At 69.6% G+C, this 15,799-nt stretch carries 8 protein-coding genes; 4 read left to right on the top strand and 4 right to left on the bottom strand.

What is annotated here, in order from left to right:
• The first annotated feature begins 32 nt into the window (after positions 1-32).
• Genes treS through BLQ76_RS10820 form a run of 3 tightly spaced genes read left to right on the top strand, consistent with a single transcriptional unit; the run spans position 33 to position 6,532 of the window.
• Positions 33-3,353 carry a maltose alpha-D-glucosyltransferase gene (treS, locus tag BLQ76_RS10830; RefSeq protein ID WP_090672978.1) on the top strand — a complete coding sequence of 1,107 codons (3,321 nt, stop codon included), beginning with the start codon at positions 33-35 and terminating at the stop codon, positions 3,351-3,353.
• On the top strand, positions 3,350-5,572 hold the full coding sequence (glgB, locus tag BLQ76_RS10825) for a 1,4-alpha-glucan branching protein GlgB (protein ID WP_090672976.1): 2,223 nt from the start codon (positions 3,350-3,352) through the stop codon (positions 5,570-5,572). Before treS ends, glgB begins: the two co-directional genes overlap by 4 nt.
• 12 nt (positions 5,573-5,584) lie before the next feature.
• Positions 5,585-6,532 (top strand): aldo/keto reductase, encoded by a 948-nt coding sequence (locus tag BLQ76_RS10820; RefSeq protein WP_090672974.1) that lies wholly within the window; start codon positions 5,585-5,587, stop codon positions 6,530-6,532.
• A gap of 16 nt (positions 6,533-6,548) precedes the next feature.
• On the opposite strand, the gene BLQ76_RS10815 is transcribed toward BLQ76_RS10820, so the two are convergent.
• The 4 genes from BLQ76_RS10815 to BLQ76_RS10800 all read right to left on the bottom strand — a co-directional run bounded on the left by BLQ76_RS10815 (position 6,549) and on the right by BLQ76_RS10800 (position 14,386).
• Positions 6,549-7,703 (bottom strand): GGDEF domain-containing protein, encoded by a 1,155-nt coding sequence (locus BLQ76_RS10815; RefSeq protein WP_090672972.1) that lies wholly within the window; start codon positions 7,701-7,703, stop codon positions 6,549-6,551.
• 104 nt (positions 7,704-7,807) lie between these two features.
• Positions 7,808-8,704: a transglutaminase family protein gene (locus BLQ76_RS10810; protein WP_090672970.1), complete on the bottom strand. Its 897-nt coding sequence runs from the start codon at positions 8,702-8,704 to the stop codon at positions 7,808-7,810.
• Positions 8,701-11,070, bottom strand: coding sequence for a circularly permuted type 2 ATP-grasp protein (locus BLQ76_RS10805; protein WP_244519580.1), 2,370 nt, complete (start codon positions 11,068-11,070; stop codon positions 8,701-8,703). The genes BLQ76_RS10810 and BLQ76_RS10805 overlap by 4 nt, the downstream gene beginning before the upstream one ends.
• Positions 11,060-14,386: a transglutaminase family protein gene (locus tag BLQ76_RS10800; protein WP_090672968.1), complete on the bottom strand. Its 3,327-nt coding sequence runs from the start codon at positions 14,384-14,386 to the stop codon at positions 11,060-11,062. The genes BLQ76_RS10805 and BLQ76_RS10800 overlap by 11 nt, the downstream gene beginning before the upstream one ends.
• A gap of 211 nt (positions 14,387-14,597) precedes the next feature.
• Between BLQ76_RS10800 and BLQ76_RS10795 the strand changes: the two genes are divergently transcribed.
• A complete protein-coding gene (locus BLQ76_RS10795) occupies positions 14,598-15,716 on the top strand; it encodes a zinc-binding metallopeptidase family protein (protein ID WP_090672966.1) in 1,119 nt (372 codons plus the stop codon).
• The last annotated feature ends 83 nt before the right edge of the window (positions 15,717-15,799 follow it).

Raw genomic sequence — 15,799 nt, 5'->3', positions numbered from 1 at the left:
GTTTTCTCGATTCCTCTTCTCGCAGTCGCCCGATGAACGATCTCTCCCCGATCCAGAGCGCCGAGCCCGACTCGACGCCCGACCGCAGCGCCCATGACTGGTACAAGGACGCGGTCATCTACCAGCTGCACGTCAAGACCTTCATGGACGCCAACAACGACGGCATCGGCGACTTCGCCGGTCTCCTGTCGAAGCTGGACTACGTGAAGGAGCTCGGCGTCACCGCCATCTGGATCATGCCGTTCTATCCCTCGCCGCTGCGCGACGACGGCTACGACATCTCGGACTACGAGACGATCAATCCGAGCTACGGGTCCATGGAGGACTTCGAGCGCCTGGTCGAGGAGGCGCACAAGCGCGACCTCAAGATCATCACCGAGCTCGTGATCAACCACACGAGCGACCAGCACCCCTGGTTCCAGGCGGCGCGCAACGCGCCCAAGGGTTCGCCGGAGCGCGACTTCTACGTTTGGCGCGACGACGACAAGGGCTACGACCAGACCCGCATCATCTTTCTCGATACGGAATCGTCGAACTGGACCTGGGACCCGGTCGCGGGCCAGTATTTCTGGCATCGCTTCTACTCGCACCAGCCCGACCTCAACTTCGACAATCCGCGCGTGATCGAGGAGGTGCTGAAGACCATGCGCTTTTGGCTCGACAAGGGCGTGGACGGGCTGCGGCTCGACGCGATCCCCTACCTCGTCGAGCGGGAAGGCACGAACAACGAGAACCTTCCCGAGACGCACGACGTCCTGAAGGTGATCCGCGCCGAGATCGACGCGCACTATCCCGACCGGATGCTGCTGGCCGAGGCCAACCAGTGGCCGGAGGACACGCGCCCCTACTTCGGTGAGGGCGACGAATGCCACATGGCGTTCCACTTCCCGCTCATGCCGCGCATGTACATGGCGCTCGCGCAGGAGGACCGGCACCCGATCACCGACATCCTGCGCCAGACGCCCGACATTCCCGACAACTGCCAGTGGGCGATCTTCCTGCGCAACCACGACGAGCTGACGCTCGAGATGGTGACGGCCGAGGAGCGCGACTACCTCTGGTCGACCTATGCCAACGACAAGCGGGCCCGCATCAACCTCGGCATCCGCCGTCGCCTCGGACCGCTGATGGGCGGCGACCGGCGCAAGGTCGAGTTGCTCAACGCCCTTCTCATGTCCATGCCCGGCACGCCCGTTCTCTACTACGGCGACGAGATCGGCATGGGCGACAACTACTATCTCGGCGACCGCGACGGCGTGAGGACGCCGATGCAGTGGTCGGCCGACCGCAACGGCGGTTTCTCGAGAGCCGATCCGCAGCGCCTCTACCTGCCCCCGATCCAGGATCCGGTCTACGGCTTCCAGGCCGTGAACGTCGAGGCGCAGTCGGCCAACCCGGCCTCGCCGCTCGCCTGGATGCGGCGCCTCGTCCAGGTGCGCGGCACGCGTCAGGCCTTCGGGCGCGGCACGATCTCGTTCCTCTACCCCTCGAACCGCAAGATCCTCGCCTACCTGCGCGAGCACGAGGGCGACCGCATCCTGTGCGTGGCGAACTTGTCGGGCTCAGCCCAGGCCGTGGAGCTGGACCTCTCCGCCTATGCGGGCTCGGTGCCGGTCGAGATGCTGGGCCTGTCGCCCTTTCCGAAGGTCGGAACGACGCCCTACAACCTGTCGATGCCGGCCTACGGCTTCTACTGGTTCGCGCTCGGCAGCGAGGACACGGTGCGCGCCTCGACCACGCCCGAGCCGCAGCCCGAGTTCCAGACCCTCGTCATCACGGGCGACCTCAAGGAAACGATCCCCGGCCGCAACCGGCGCGAGATCGAGAACGTCCTGCCGGGCTTCGTCGGGCGCCAGCGCTGGTTCGCGGGCCGCACCGACCGGCCCAGCGGCGCGACCTACGCCATCGTGGGCCAGCCTTCGCTGGGCTCCCGCCAGCACCTCCTGGGCGAGGCGGTGGTGCGCACGGATGCGGGCGACCAGCGCTACTTCCTGCCGCTGGCCGCCAAGTGGGGCGAGGAACATCTCCACGCCAACGCGCCGACGCTGCCCTTCACGCTGGCCAAGATCCGCTTGGGAGCACAGGTCGGCGCGGTGATCGATGCCGCGCGCGACGCGAGCTTCGTCCACCTCATGGTACAGCTGATGGCCAAGGGCGAGACGATCGAACTGGGCGAGCAGCGTCTGCGCATCGAGGGCTCGAGCGCGCGCGCCGAAACGCTGCAAGCCGCGGCGGCGGTCGGGGTCGACGAGATCTCGCCCCTGTCGGGCGAGCAATCCAACACGTCGATCGCGGTGGGAAGCGCGGGCATTCTCAAGTTCTACCGTCGCCTGCGCGACGGCGACCAGCCGGAACTGGAGGTGACGCGCTTCCTGACCGAGCGCACCGACTTCACCGCTGCGCCGGCGCTTCTGGCCTCGATGGAGCTGGAGCGTGCCGACGGGACCCGCGCGGCGGTGGCCGCCCTGTTCGAGCGCATCGTCAACCAGGGCGATGCCTGGACCCGCGTGACGGAATCGCTCTCGCGCTACCTGCGCGACAACGCCTACGGCACGGAAGCGACGGCGGAGGCGACGGACGAGGGAAGCGAGGGCGAGATGCCGCTCATCCTCCAGTTTGACCCCGGCGAGACGATCGGGCGGCGGACCGGCGAGATGCACGCGGCGCTCGCCACGCGCACGGGCGATCCGGCCTTCGATCCCGAACCGTTCGATGCCGCCTCGGTCGCCGTGCTGGTGCGCGAGGCGCAAGGCGAGGCGCACGAGGTTCTGGATATCCTTGCCAACCTCCCGGTCGAGGGCGCGACGGGCGAGGAGGTCCGCCGCCTCGTGGACGCGCGCGAGGCGATCGACCGCTGGTTTGCCGGCTTCGCCGACCTTTCGGCCGCCGGGCTGCGCACCCGCATCCACGGCGACTACCACCTCGGCCAGCTCCTGGTGTCGCTCAACGACATCGTGATCCTCGACTTCGAGGGCGAGCCGGGTCGCTCGCTCGAGGAGCGGCGCGCCAAGACCTCGCCGCTGCGCGATGTCGCGGGCATGATGCGCTCCTACGACTACGCGGCGTTCGCGGCGCGCGACCGGGTCGGCCCGGCCGACGAGGCGACGCTGGAGCGTATCCGCGAGATGGCCGAGAGCTGGCGCGACGCGACGGTCGCAACCTTCCTGGACGCCTGGCAGGCGGCCAGCGGGGTGGACCTCTCCGACGAGGGGAACCAGCGCCTGCTCGATCTCTTCCTCCTCCAGAAAGCCTTCTATGAGCTGCGCTACGAGGCGGCCATGCGTCCTGCCTGGCTCTCGATTCCCCTGCGCGGCATCGTCTCCCTCCTCCAGAAGCGACAGGTCCTTTCATGAGCGAGACCCGAGCCACCGCGCGCGTCGACCACCGGCTCCACGGCGACGAGGCCCGCGCGCTCGCCGCCGGTCGGCACGAGAACCCGTTCTCGGTGCTCGGGCGCCACCGCCATGCCGAGGGCTGGACGGTGCGCGCCTACCGGCCGGGTGCCGAGGCGGCGGAACTCGTGGACGAGCGCGGCCGCTCGCTCGGCCGCATGGAGGCCGGGGACGTGCCCGGCCTTTTCACGGGCACGCTTGCCCACGACGCCCCGGCCTACCGCTTCCTGTTCCGCCACGGCGGCGATAGCTGGCAGGAGGAGGATACCTACCGCTTCGGCACCGTGATCTCCGACTTCGACGCCTACCTCATGGCGGAGGGCACGCATTACCGGCTCTATGAGAAGTTCGGCGCCCATCCCGCCATGATGGACGGGGTGGAGGGCGTCAGCTTCGCGGTCTGGGCTCCCAATGCCCGGCGCGTGTCGGTGGTCGGCAACTTCAACGCCTGGGACGGGCGTCGGCACGTCTGCCGCAAGCGCATCGAGGCCGGCGTCTTCGAGATCTTCATCCCGGGGCTGAAGCGCGGCGAGGTCTACAAGTACGAGATCATCGGCGCGCATGGCGAGATCCTGCCGCTCAAGGCCGATCCCGTGGGCTTCCGGCAGGAGCTCGCCCCTTCCACCGCCTCGATCGTCGATGGCCTCGTCCAGCACGAGTGGCGCGACAGCGCCTTTCAGGCCAAGCCGTCCGACTGGCAGGATGCCTCCAAGCCGGTCTCGATCTACGAGGTGCATCTGGGCTCCTGGCGGCGCGGCGACGGCGACACCTTCCTCGACTACGACGCGTTGGCGCGCGAGCTCGTCCCCTACATCCAGGAGATGGGTTTCACGCATGTCGAGTTCATGCCGGTCTCCGAGCACCCGTTCTACGGCTCCTGGGGCTACCAGCCGATCGGCCTCTTCGCGCCCACCGCGCGCTTCGGCGATCCGGCGGGCTTCGCACGCCTCGTCGACGCCCTGCACCAGGCCGATATCGGCGTGCTGCTCGACTGGGTGCCCGGCCACTTCCCGACCGACGTCCATGGACTCGGACGCTTCGACGGCACCGCCCTCTACGAGCATGCCGACCCGCGTCGTGGCTTCCACAAGGACTGGAACACGCTGATCTACGACTACGGGCGGACCGAGGTGAAGAACTTCCTGGTCGCCAACGGCCTCTACTGGCTCGACCAGTTCCACGTCGACGGTTTGCGCGTCGATGCGGTGGCCTCGATGCTCTACCTCGACTACTCGCGCAACCACGGCGAATGGGAGCCCAACATCTATGGGGGGCGCGAGAACCTCGAGGCCATGGCCTTCCTGAAGGAGACCAACGAGAAGGTCGGCGGCCTTTACCCCAACGCCACGACCCATGCCGAGGAGTCGACCTCCTTCCCGAACGTGTCGCGCCCAACCTATGCCGGGGGTCTCGGCTTCCACTTCAAGTGGAACATGGGCTGGATGCACGACACGCTGCACTTCATGCAGGAGGATCCGATCAACCGGAAGTACCACATGCACCACATGACCTTCGGCATGGTGTATGCGTATTCCGAGAACTTCGTCCTGCCGCTCTCCCACGACGAGGTCGTCTACGGAAAGGGCTCGATCCTCGGCAAGATGCCGGGCGACTGGTGGCAGAAGTTCGCGAACCTGCGCGCCTACTATGGCTTCATGTGGACCCACCCGGGCAAGAAGCTCCTGTTCATGGGCGGCGAGTTCGGCCAGTCGGCGGAATGGAACCACGACCAGTCGCTCGACTGGCACCTTCTCGAACACCGTGAGCATTCCGGCGTCCAGCGCCTCGTGCGCGACCTCAATACGCTCTATCGCGGCCTGCCGGCGCTTCACGAGAACGACTGCGACCCGCATGGCTTCGAGTGGGTCGACACGTCGAACGTCGAGCAGTCGGTCCTGGCCTACCTGCGCAAGGACCGGAACGGCGGCACGGCGCTCGTGGTCTGCAACTTCACGCCCAACGTCCACCACGGCTACCGCATCGGCGTGCCGCACGGCGGCTTCTGGGCCGAGGCGATGAACACGGACGCCGAGATCTACGGCGGCTCCAACGTCGGCAACATGGGCGGCGCGCAGGCTGAGGAGGTCCACGCCAACGGCCGGCCCTTCTCGCTGTCGCTGTCGCTGCCACCGCTTTCGACCATCGTGCTCGTGCCCGGCGAAGCGCCTCGCGTGGCCTAAGGAGTTTCCCGCATGCAGTCCCGTGCTCTCGGCCGCACAGGCCTTTCCATCATGCCACTCGTCTTCGGCGGCAACGTCTTCGGGTGGACGGCGGACGAGGCGACCTCGTTCCGCCTGCTCGACGCGTTCGTCGACCACGGCTTCAATGCCATCGACACGGCCGACGTCTACTCGGCCTGGGCGCCCGGCAACCAGGGCGGTGAGTCGGAGACGATCATCGGCCGCTGGCTGAAGCGCGATCCGGCCAAGCGCGACCGGGTCGTCATCATCACCAAGGTCGGCTCGGACGTGGGCGAGGGCAAGACGCTGCGGGGCGACTATATCCCACGCGCGGCCGAGAAGTCGCTTGCGCGGCTCGGGATCGACCGCATCGATCTCTACCTCTCGCACTGGCCCGACGACGCCACGCCGCACGAGGAGACGCTGGGGGCCTTTGCCCGGTTGAAGGACGAGGGAAAGATCGCGGCGATCGGCTGCTCGAACTTCTCGGCCGATCAGCTCAAGGCATCGCTGGCGGCCGCCGAGCGCAACGGGCTGCCGCGCTACGACGTGCTGCAGCCCGAATACAACCTCGTCGCCCGCTCGAGCCTGGAGGGGCCGCTTCTCGATCTCTGCCGCACGCAGGAGATCGGGGTCATCACCTATTACAGCCTCGCCTCGGGCTTCCTGTCCGGCAAGTACCGGAGCCAGGACGATCTGTCCAAGAGCCAGCGCGGGGGCGGGCTCGCCAAGTATCTCGACGCCAGGGGACTTCGCGTCCTCGACGCGTTGGACGAGGTGGCGGGACGCCACAAGGCCCGGCCGGCCGAGGTTGCGCTCGCCTGGATCATGCACAAGCCCGGCGTCACCGCGCCGATCGCCAGCGCGACCAGCGTGGATCAGCTGGAAAGCCTGGCTCGCTCCGCCCGGATCTCGCTGACGGAAGACGACATGCGCCGCCTCGACGAGGCCAGCGCCTGAGACAGCGGAACCTTCGTCAGGCGGCCAGGGGAACCGCGCGCTCGATGCGGTTCCGCCCCTCGCGCTTGGCCCGGTAGAGCGCCCGGTCGGCGGCGGCCAGAATCGCAGCCAGGACCGCCGGCTCGCGGGGGTCGAACATCGCGACGCCGACGCTCACCGTGGCCCGGACCGGCGCCGCGCCGGGCCGGTCGAGCGCTGTGGCCTCGAGCGAGCGCGCCACGCGCCGTGCCACCGCTTCTGCCTCGCTCGCGTCCAGACCGGGCAGGAGCGCCGCGAACTCCTCGCCGCCCAGCCGGGCCAGAACGTCGACGCCGCGCATCTCCCGCTGGGCGATGCGGCTGAAGAGCTGCAGCATCTCGTCGCCGATGCCATGCCCGAACGTGTCGTTGATGCGCTTGAAGTGGTCGAGGTCGAAGACGAGAAGGGCGCCGGCCTGATCGCCGGACACGATCGCCTCGCCCTTTCCGAAGAAGGCGCGGCGGTTGTCGAGGCCGGTCAGGAAGTCGGTGCTGGACGCGGCCTCGTGCCGATTCTCGCGCTGCTCGCGCACCATGGTCAGAAGCGTCGCGGGACCGGCGAAGGACCACAAGATGCCTTCGAACATCGTGATGGTCACGTCCGGTCCCCAGCGCGCGACCGCATCGCTGCTGAAGAGCGTCGATCCCGCTCGCACGAAGAAGAAGCCGGCATGGATCGCCATCAGGACCGAGGCCAGGCGCTGGGCGCGCAGGGCGGTGTCCGCTTCCCGCCAGGACCGCGCCAGGATCGCGCAGCCGATCCAGCAGATCGAGCCCGAGGCGAGCGATGTCATCACGATCCGGTCGTTCATCGATTGATACTGACCGAACGCGACCCACAGAATGGTCGCGATCAGGAGGCCGACCGGCAGAACAAGCGGCAGCGCCCGACCGAGAAAGCGGTACTGACCGGCGATGACGGCTCCGTAGCCCCAGGTCACCAGAACGTTGGAGAGGCCGATGACGATCTCGTGCGGGACGTTCGGCACGATGCGCAGGATGCAGCCGGCGGCGATCATGAAATAGCCGGTGGCCCACCAGGCGAGCGGCGCGCGGTGCGTCGTCGTGGCATGGCGCTCCCATAAGGTGAGCGCCCCCGCGACCATGGCCGTCCCCACGATCAGGAAATAAAGGATCGGTACCTCGCCCGACATGAATCAGATCCTGCTTCGTCAGGCCCGCAGCATGCGCGGGAAATGGGAAATGTTCCCTTTCGATCGCCAGCATGACGATTCAGGGTGAACGTTTCCTTGCATCCTCACGCCGCGACCGTCTCCTCGAGCGCCACCATGTCGACGCTGTGGCGCGTGCGCTGCGGGCCGGACGTCATCAGGACGCCGTCGATCGGCGCGACGTCGGCATAGTCGCGCCCCACCGCGACGAGCACGTGATCCTCCAGCGCGAGGCAGGCGTTGGTCGGATCGAAGCCGATCCAGCCGGCCTTCTCGCCGAGCCAGACCTCGACCCACGCATGCATGGCGTCGGCGCCCGCCAGCCGCGGCTTGCCGGGCGGTGGAAGGGTGCGCAGGAAGCCGCTGGCGTAACGGGCCGGAATATCCAGGGCGCGCAGGCCCGCGATCAGAAGATGGGCGAAATCCTGGCACACCCCGGCTCGGCGCTCGAAGGTTTCCTCGACGCGGGTCGAGACGGTGGAGACCCCCGGTGCGAATCGGAACTCGGTCCGGATGCGGCGCGAAATCTCCAGCATCGTCTCGCCGGCCGGCCGGGCCGCGTCCAGCGCTTGCGCGAGATAGCGCCCCACGGCCGGCGCGGGCTCGACGAGGCGTCCGGCACCCAGGAAGTGGATCGGTCCGTCGCCCTCGCTCTCGCACGAGGCCGCGGCCGCCGAGCGCAGGGTGGAAAGGTCGGGCGTCGCTGCGAGATCGGGGGCAGGCCGGTCGACCGCCACCACGAGGCGGGCGTCGACCGCGAGCGCGGCGTGCGGTTCGCGGATCAGAAGGTGGTCGGTGGCGTTGCCGAAGAAGTCGGGCTCTGTCTCGATCTCGGCGGGACGCGGTGCGATGTCGATGCGCACGCTCTCGGCGCGCTGGCCCGCATTCTCGCGCGGTGTGACGCGCAGGACATGGCGGGCGTCCTTGACCTGGCCGCGATAGCCGTAGCCGATATGGAGGTGGATGCGGTAGCGCACCGTCATTCGGCCTCCCAGCGCTCGATCGCGCCCTCCGGCTCGGCGGCAAAGAAGCGCTCCGTCAGAAGGTCGGAGATGTCGGCGAGGTCGCGGGCGATGCGTGCGAGCCAGGCCGCGTTCACCTCGGCCGGCAGCGCCGTTTCGAGACGGACCTTGAGGCGCGCAGCGCGGCGCGAGGGCGGATCGAGGCTCTCGCCGGGTCGGTTGCCCGGCATCTGGGCCAGAAGCTCGCGCAGGGCCTCGACCTGATAGGCGACCGAGCGCGGGTTGAGCGGATCGAGCGCCACGAGGTCAAGGACGCTGGGCGCGGACAGCTCCACCGAGAACCGGCGCCGATAGGTCATGCGGCTGTCGGCGTAGTCGAGCAGCGCGTCGAGCACGCCCTCGTCCTCGACCGCCAGAAAGGCCGCTCCCACCTCCGCCGCCAGCATCCCACGCTCCAGGCGGCGTCCGCACTGGAGGAAGCGCCAGCCCGACAGGCGCACCATGTTCTCGCCGACGAGACCCGAGAAGCCGGCAAGGCGCGTCAGCAGGCGATCGGCGAGTACGTCGTCGTCGCGCCCCTTCGACCCGGCCACCGCCTCGTCGAGAACCTCCACGATCTCGTGAAGCACGCGCCAGCCGTCCGGCGAAAAGCGGTCGCGAATGCGCGAGGCGATGTCGTAGGCGCCCCGTGCGAGGTGACGAAGACCGAGCGCCGCGTCCTCGTCGGCCGCGCCCACGCCCGAGCGCGCCAGAAGCGCGGCGCGCGCGGCGGCCAGCGCGCCGGACGGCGCATCGGCCACCAGCGAGGCGCGCCACAGACGCACCGCCGCCTCCAGCCGCTCCACCGAGCGGCCGAGCCAGAACAGGTTGTCGGCCGCGCGAGAGGGCAGGGATCCCGGCAGGCGCCGCTGGAAGTCGCCCGTCGCCTGGCCCAGAAGCGTGACGGGGCGCTCCTCTTCCTCGGCCGCGATCCAGACGTCGAGCGAGCGCCCGCCGGCCGCGATAGCCTCGACGTCGGAGCCGGAGCGGGGGGCGGCTCGCGCAAAGCCACCCGGCATGACCTCCCATCCTGCCGCGCTGCGGGCCAAAAAGACGCGCAACGTGACCGGGCGCGGCACGAGGCGCCCCTCCTCCAAGACCGGCGTCGTGGACGCGGGCAGAACGCGCCGCGCGGCAAGCTCCGCCCATCGCTCCTCGCCGGAGGTGCGAACGGCCGTCTCGGCCTGTCCCGGAAAGCCCTCGATGATGCGCCAACCGGCGTCCTGCGACCGCTCGCGCGCGCTCGCGTCGCCGAGCCACAGCGTCTCGGGCGCGGCAAGCGCCAGCGGTTCGCCGGTCAGGTGACGGGCCATCGCGTCCTCGAAGGCGGCAAAGGCGGGCGTCTCGGCCAGCCCCGACCCGAGCGCGTTGACGAGGTGGACGTGGCCCGCGCGAACGGCGCGCACGAGGCCGGGCGTGCCGAGCCGCGAGCGCGACTTGAGTTCCAGAGGATCGGTCCAGTCCGCATCCATGCGGCGCCAGAGCACCGAGATCGGCCGCAGCCCTTCCACGGTGCGCACCCGCGCCTCGTCGCCGTGGACGGCGAGGTCGCCGCCCTCGAGAAGCTGAAGTCCGAGATAGCGGGCGAGATAGCTGTGCTCGAAATAGGTCTCGTTGGAGGGACCGGGCGTCAGGAGACCGGGCCGCCCGCCACCCTCGGTGCGCCCGCCCAACGCGTCGAGCGTATCGCGAAAGCGCGTGAAGAAACCGGCCAGGCGCCGCAGGCGGTGCGCCTTGGCGAGATCCGGCAGGGCCCGCGCGGTGGCGACGCGGTTCTCCAGCGCGAAGCCGGCGCCGGACGGCGCCTGCGTCCGGTCCGCGACCGCGTGCCACCGACCGTTCGCGTCGCGCCGCAGGTCGATCGCGAGAAAGCCGAGAAGCGGGCGGCCGCCGAGCGCCTGGTTCGCGAGCGGGCGCAGGAACTCGGGGTTGGAACCGAGCAGCCGACCGGGCAGGACGCCCTCGCGCACCAGCCGGCGCGAACCGTAGAGATCGGCCAGAAGGGCTTCCAGGTAATGCGCTCGCGCCTTGAGATCCCGCTCCAGCGCCCGCCATTCCTCGGGGGCGAGGATCAAGGGCGGAACGGCCAGCGGCCATTGCCGCTCGCCGGTCTCGCCGCCTGCGCGGTAGAAGACGCCGGCTTCGCGAAGGTACTGGGCGGCCGAGCCAAGCCGTCGTTCGCGCTCCTCCGGCGCCAGCGCGCCCAGTGCCGCGATCAGCGAGCGGTAATGCGGCCGAACCATGCCGTCCGCCCCACGCATCTCGTCGAACGCGCCGGACGGAGGCGCATAGCCGTCGAGAAGCGGGTTTCCCGCGGCCGGCGCGCGGGCGAGACGATCAGAGCGCAAGGGAGGCGGGCCGGCGCAGGTCCAGCGTCAGCGGAAAGTTCGGGTCGGGCAACTCGGGCGGGGGCGCGAAGCGGCCGGCGGTATGGCCGATCTCCTCGAAGCGCGCGAGGCGCCGCGCCTCGGCCTCGTAGCCGTTCACCGGGAACGTGTCGTAGGCCCGCCCGCCGGGATGGGCCGTATGGTAGCGGCAGCCGCCGAGCGAGCGCCCGTTCCAAAGATCATAGAGGTCGAAGGTCAGCGGCGCATGGACGGGGATCGTCGGGTGGAGGCCGGAGGCCGGGGCCCAAGCCTTGAAGCGCACGCCGCCCACCGCCTCGCCGACCCGGCCGGTGGCCGTCAGCGGCACGGTGCGGCCGTTGCAGACGAGGCGATGGCGCGAGGGATCGAAACCATCGAGTCTGGCTTGGAGGCGCTCCACCGAGGAGTCGACGAAGCGCACGGTACCGCCGATCGCCCCGGTCTCGCCCATGACGTGCCACGGCTCCAGCGCCTGATGGAGTTCCAGCGAGACGCCGCCCTCCAGCGCGACGCGCCCGCAGAAGGGAAAGCGGAACTCGGCCTGCGCCTCGAACCATTCGGGCCGCAGGGAATAGCCGGCCTCACCGAGCTCGGCGAGGACGTCGAGGAAGTCGGCCCAGACAAAGGCGGGCAGCATGAAGCGGTCGTGAAGCTGCGTGCCCCAGCGCGCGAGCCGGCCCGAGGCGGGTTCGCGCCAGAGCTTGGCGACGAGAGCGCGGATCAAGAGCTGCTGGGCCAGGCTCATGCGCGCGTGCGGCGGCATCTCGAAGCCGCGGAACTCGACGAGGCCGAGCCGCCCGGTCGGTCCGTCCGGCGAGTAGAGCTTGTCGATACAGATCTCGGAGCGGTGCGTGTTGCCGGTGACGTCGGCCAGAAGGTTGCGGAACAGGCGGTCTACCAGCCAGGGGGCGGGCGGCTCGCCCTCGCCGGGCGGCGGCACGTTCGCCATCGCGATCTCGAGCTCGTAGAGCGCGTCGTGGCGCGCCTCGTCGACGCGCGGCGCCTGGCTCGTCGGGCCGACGAAGAGCCCCGAGAAGAGGTAGCTCAGCGAGGGGTGGCGCTGCCAGGTGAGGATCAGCGACTTCAGGAGGTCGGGCCGGCGCAGGAAGGGCGAGTCGGCGGGCGTTTGGCCGCCGAGCACGACGTGATTGCCGCCGCCGGTTCCCGCGTGCCGCCCGTCCACCATGAACTTGTCGGTGCCGAGCCGCGAATGACGCGCGTCCTCGTAGACGCCGGTGGTGATGGCGACCGCCTCGTCCCAGCTGTGCGCGGGGTGGACGTTGACCTCGACGACGCCGGGATCGGGCGCGACGCGGATGACGTCGAGGCGCGGGTCGAAGGGCGGCGCGTAGCCCTCGATGCGAAGCGGCAGCCGGTGCTCGGCGGCCGCCGCCTCCACCGCCGCCAGGAGCTCCAGGTAATCCTCGACCCGTTCCACCGGGGGCATGAAGACGTGGAGGACGCCGTCGCGCGGCTCGACCGCGAGCGCGGTGCGCACGTGGCCGGCGATCTCGGTGTCGGCGGCGGTGGCCGGCGCCTGCCAGCGTTCGGCGTCGGCCGTGTCGATGCGCGGCTGCGTCTGCCCGAGCGCGGCACGCGGCGGCAGGGGCGGGAAGGACTGCTGCGGGTCGGCCGGGTGGGTATAGGGATAAAGGGCAGGCGGCAGGTGCGGCAGCGAGGACAGCGGCAGTCGATAGCCGAGCGCGCTGTCGCCGGGCACGAGAAAGAGGTGGCCGCGGCGCGTGCGCCAGCGTTCCGACAGCCAGCGCCGTCCGTCGGCCTGCCAGGGCTGCACGGGCAGCACCGCGCCGACCGGCTGGCTGAGGCCCCGGTCGAAGACGCGCGCGAGACGCTGGCGCTCCTCGGGATCCTCGAGCTGGGAGTCGGCGGGCGAGACGTTGACCGGGAGCTTGGCCTCGCGCGCCACGAAGTAGGTCGGGTCCTCGAAGGCGGGCAGGGCGTTGGCGGGGTCGAGCCCGAGGCGCGTGGCGACACTCTCTAGAATATGCTGCGCCTTCTCGACCGTCGCGGGCGGCGCGTCCGCGCCCGGCGCCTCGCCGGCGACCAGCGCCGGGTCGCGCCAGATCGGCTCGCCGTCGCGCCGCCAGTAGATCGAGTAGGTCCAGCGCGGCAGCGTTTCGCCGGGATACCACTTGCCCTGGCCGTGGTGGAGGAAGCCGCCCGGTGCGAAGCGCTGCTGGAGCCGACGCAGGAGCGTGTCGGCCAGGCCGCGCTTGGCGGGGCCCGTCGCGTCGGCATTCCATTCGGGCGCCTCGAAGTCGTCCACCGAGACGAAGGTCGGCTCGCCGCCCATGGTCAGGCGCACATCCATGGCTTGAAGGTCGGCGTCCACCTTTTGGCCCATCGCGTCGAGCGCCTGCCAGCTCTCGTCCGAGAAGGGCTTGGTGACGCGCGGCTCCTCGCGCAGGCGCTGCACCTCCATGGCGAAGTCGAAGGTCGTCTCGGCCGGCTCGACGCCGCCCGCGATCGGCGCGGCCGAGCGGTAGTGCGGGGTGGAGGCGAGCGGCACATGGCTCTCGCCGGTGAGAAGGCCGGAGGTCGGGTCGAGGCCGATCCAGCCCGCACCGGGCAGGAAGGCCTCGGCCCAAGCGTGGAGGTCGCAGAAGTCGTGCGCCGTGCCGGCCGGACCGTCCAGCGCCACGACATCGGGTTTCAGCTGGATGAGGTAGCCCGAGGTGAAACGCGCGGCGATGCCGAGGTGGCGCAACGCCTGGACAAGGAGCCAGGTGGAGTCACGGCACGAGCCCGAACGCTTCTCCAGCGTCTCCTCAGGCGTCTGAACGCCGGGCTCCATGCGAATGAGGTAGCTGATCTCGCTCGCTACGTGGCGGTTGAGATCGATCAGGAAGTCGACGCTGCGGCGCGGGGTCCGGTCGACCCCTTTGAGAAACTGCTGAAGACGCGGCTCCGCCATGTCATGGGCGAGATACGGCGCCAGATCCGCCCCGAGCTCGGCGTCGTAGGTGAACGGAAAGGTCTCGGCCGCGTCCTCCACGAAGAAGTCGAACGGGTTGTAGACCGTCATGTCGGCCAGAAGGTCGACCTCGATGCGCAGCTCGCGCACCGGCTCGGGAAAGACGAGCCGTGCCAGCCAGTTGCCGAACGGATCCTGCTGCCAGTTCAGGAAATGGCCGGCCGGCTCGACATGGAGGCTGTAGGCGGGCGTGCGGGTGCGCGAATGGGGTGCGGGGCGCAGGCGCACGGTCTGCGGTCCGAGGCGCACGGGGCGGTCGTAGCGGTAGTGCGTCAGGTGGCGGAGGGCGGCGAGAACCGGCATGCGTGTCCATCGGCTGGGGGCAGGGGAGGACTTGAGGCCAGACCATAGCCGCTCCCGCGCCGCACACAACCGTCGCACCGGTGTAGAATGCGCGCGAAACAGGCAGCAGGCGTCGCGGCGGCAAAGCGTGGCGCGGTCGGGAACCTGGGAGCGTCGGCACAGTTAGCGCAACGATCTCCCGTTTTTCCGCGCCGCACCCAAGAGCGTTGCCATGAAGCTGTTCTCCTGCCCGGCCTGCGATCAGGTCGTGTTCTTCGACAATATCCGCTGCGAGCGCTGCGGCCATACGTTGGGTTACGAGCCGCGCGGCAACCGCATGCTGGCGCTGGAGGTGGATGGCGACGCTTTCGTCTCCGTCGAGCGCGGCGGCCAGCGCGCCGATCGCTGGCGCTATTGCGACAACCACCGCTACGGCGTGTGCAATTGGCTGATTCCCGCCGAAAGCGCCGACCTTCTATGCCTCGCGGACCGGCACAACCTCATGGTGCCCGACCTCTCCGACCCCGCCAACCAGGCGCTGTGGGGCAAGATGGAGGCCGCCAAGCACCGCATGTTCTACACGCTCCTGCGGCTCAAGCTGCCGCTGTGGACGCGCGCCGAGCACCCCGAGGGTCTCGGCTTCAAGTTCCTGGCCGACGACCCGGCGGCCGGCGTCAAGGTCATGACCGGCCATGACGAGGGCATCGTGACCGTGGCGCTCGCCGAGGCCGACGACGTGGAGCGCGAAACGCGGCGGAACGCCATGGGCGAGCCCTATCGCACGCTGCTCGGCCATTTCCGCCACGAGGTCGGCCACTGGTACTGGGACATGCTGGTGCGCGACGGTGGAGCGCTCGACGCGTGCCGCGCGATCTTCGGCGACGACCGGATCGACTACGGCCAGGCGCTCCAGGCGCACTACGCCAACGGTCCCAAGCCCGGCTGGCAGGAGGAGTACGTGTCCTCCTATGCCGGCTCCCACCCCTGGGAGGACTTCGCCGAGACCTGGGCCCACTATCTCCACATCGTCGACACGCTGGAGGTCGGCGGCTCCTACGGCATGACGATCCACCCGCGCCTCGACCGCGACGGCATCCTCACCACCGAGCTCGACTTCAAGGTCTACGACGCGGCGACCACGATCGAGGAGATCGCCGACGCCTGGCTGGCGCTCAGCCAGGCGCTGAACTCGATGAACCGCGCCATGGGCCTCAGCGACCTCTACCCGTTCGTCCTGTCGCGCACGGTGATCCGCAAGCTCGGCTTCATCCACGATCTCGTCCACGGGCGCGTCGGCAACGCCGTGACGGCGGCGGAAACGCCTGCCGCCCCCGGCGCCGTGGCGGCCTGAAAAAACCGTTTGGGCGCTTGAGGAAATAACGCGGGCGCGCGCCCCTGCCGGCGGCGTGACCTGCTCCAGTTAAGCCTCGCGCG

It is taken from the genome of Aureimonas jatrophae (assembly GCF_900104035.1).
GTDB classification, from domain to species: Bacteria; Pseudomonadota; Alphaproteobacteria; order Rhizobiales; family Rhizobiaceae; genus Aureimonas; species Aureimonas jatrophae.
This window is presented reverse-complemented; position numbering and strand designations above follow the sequence as displayed.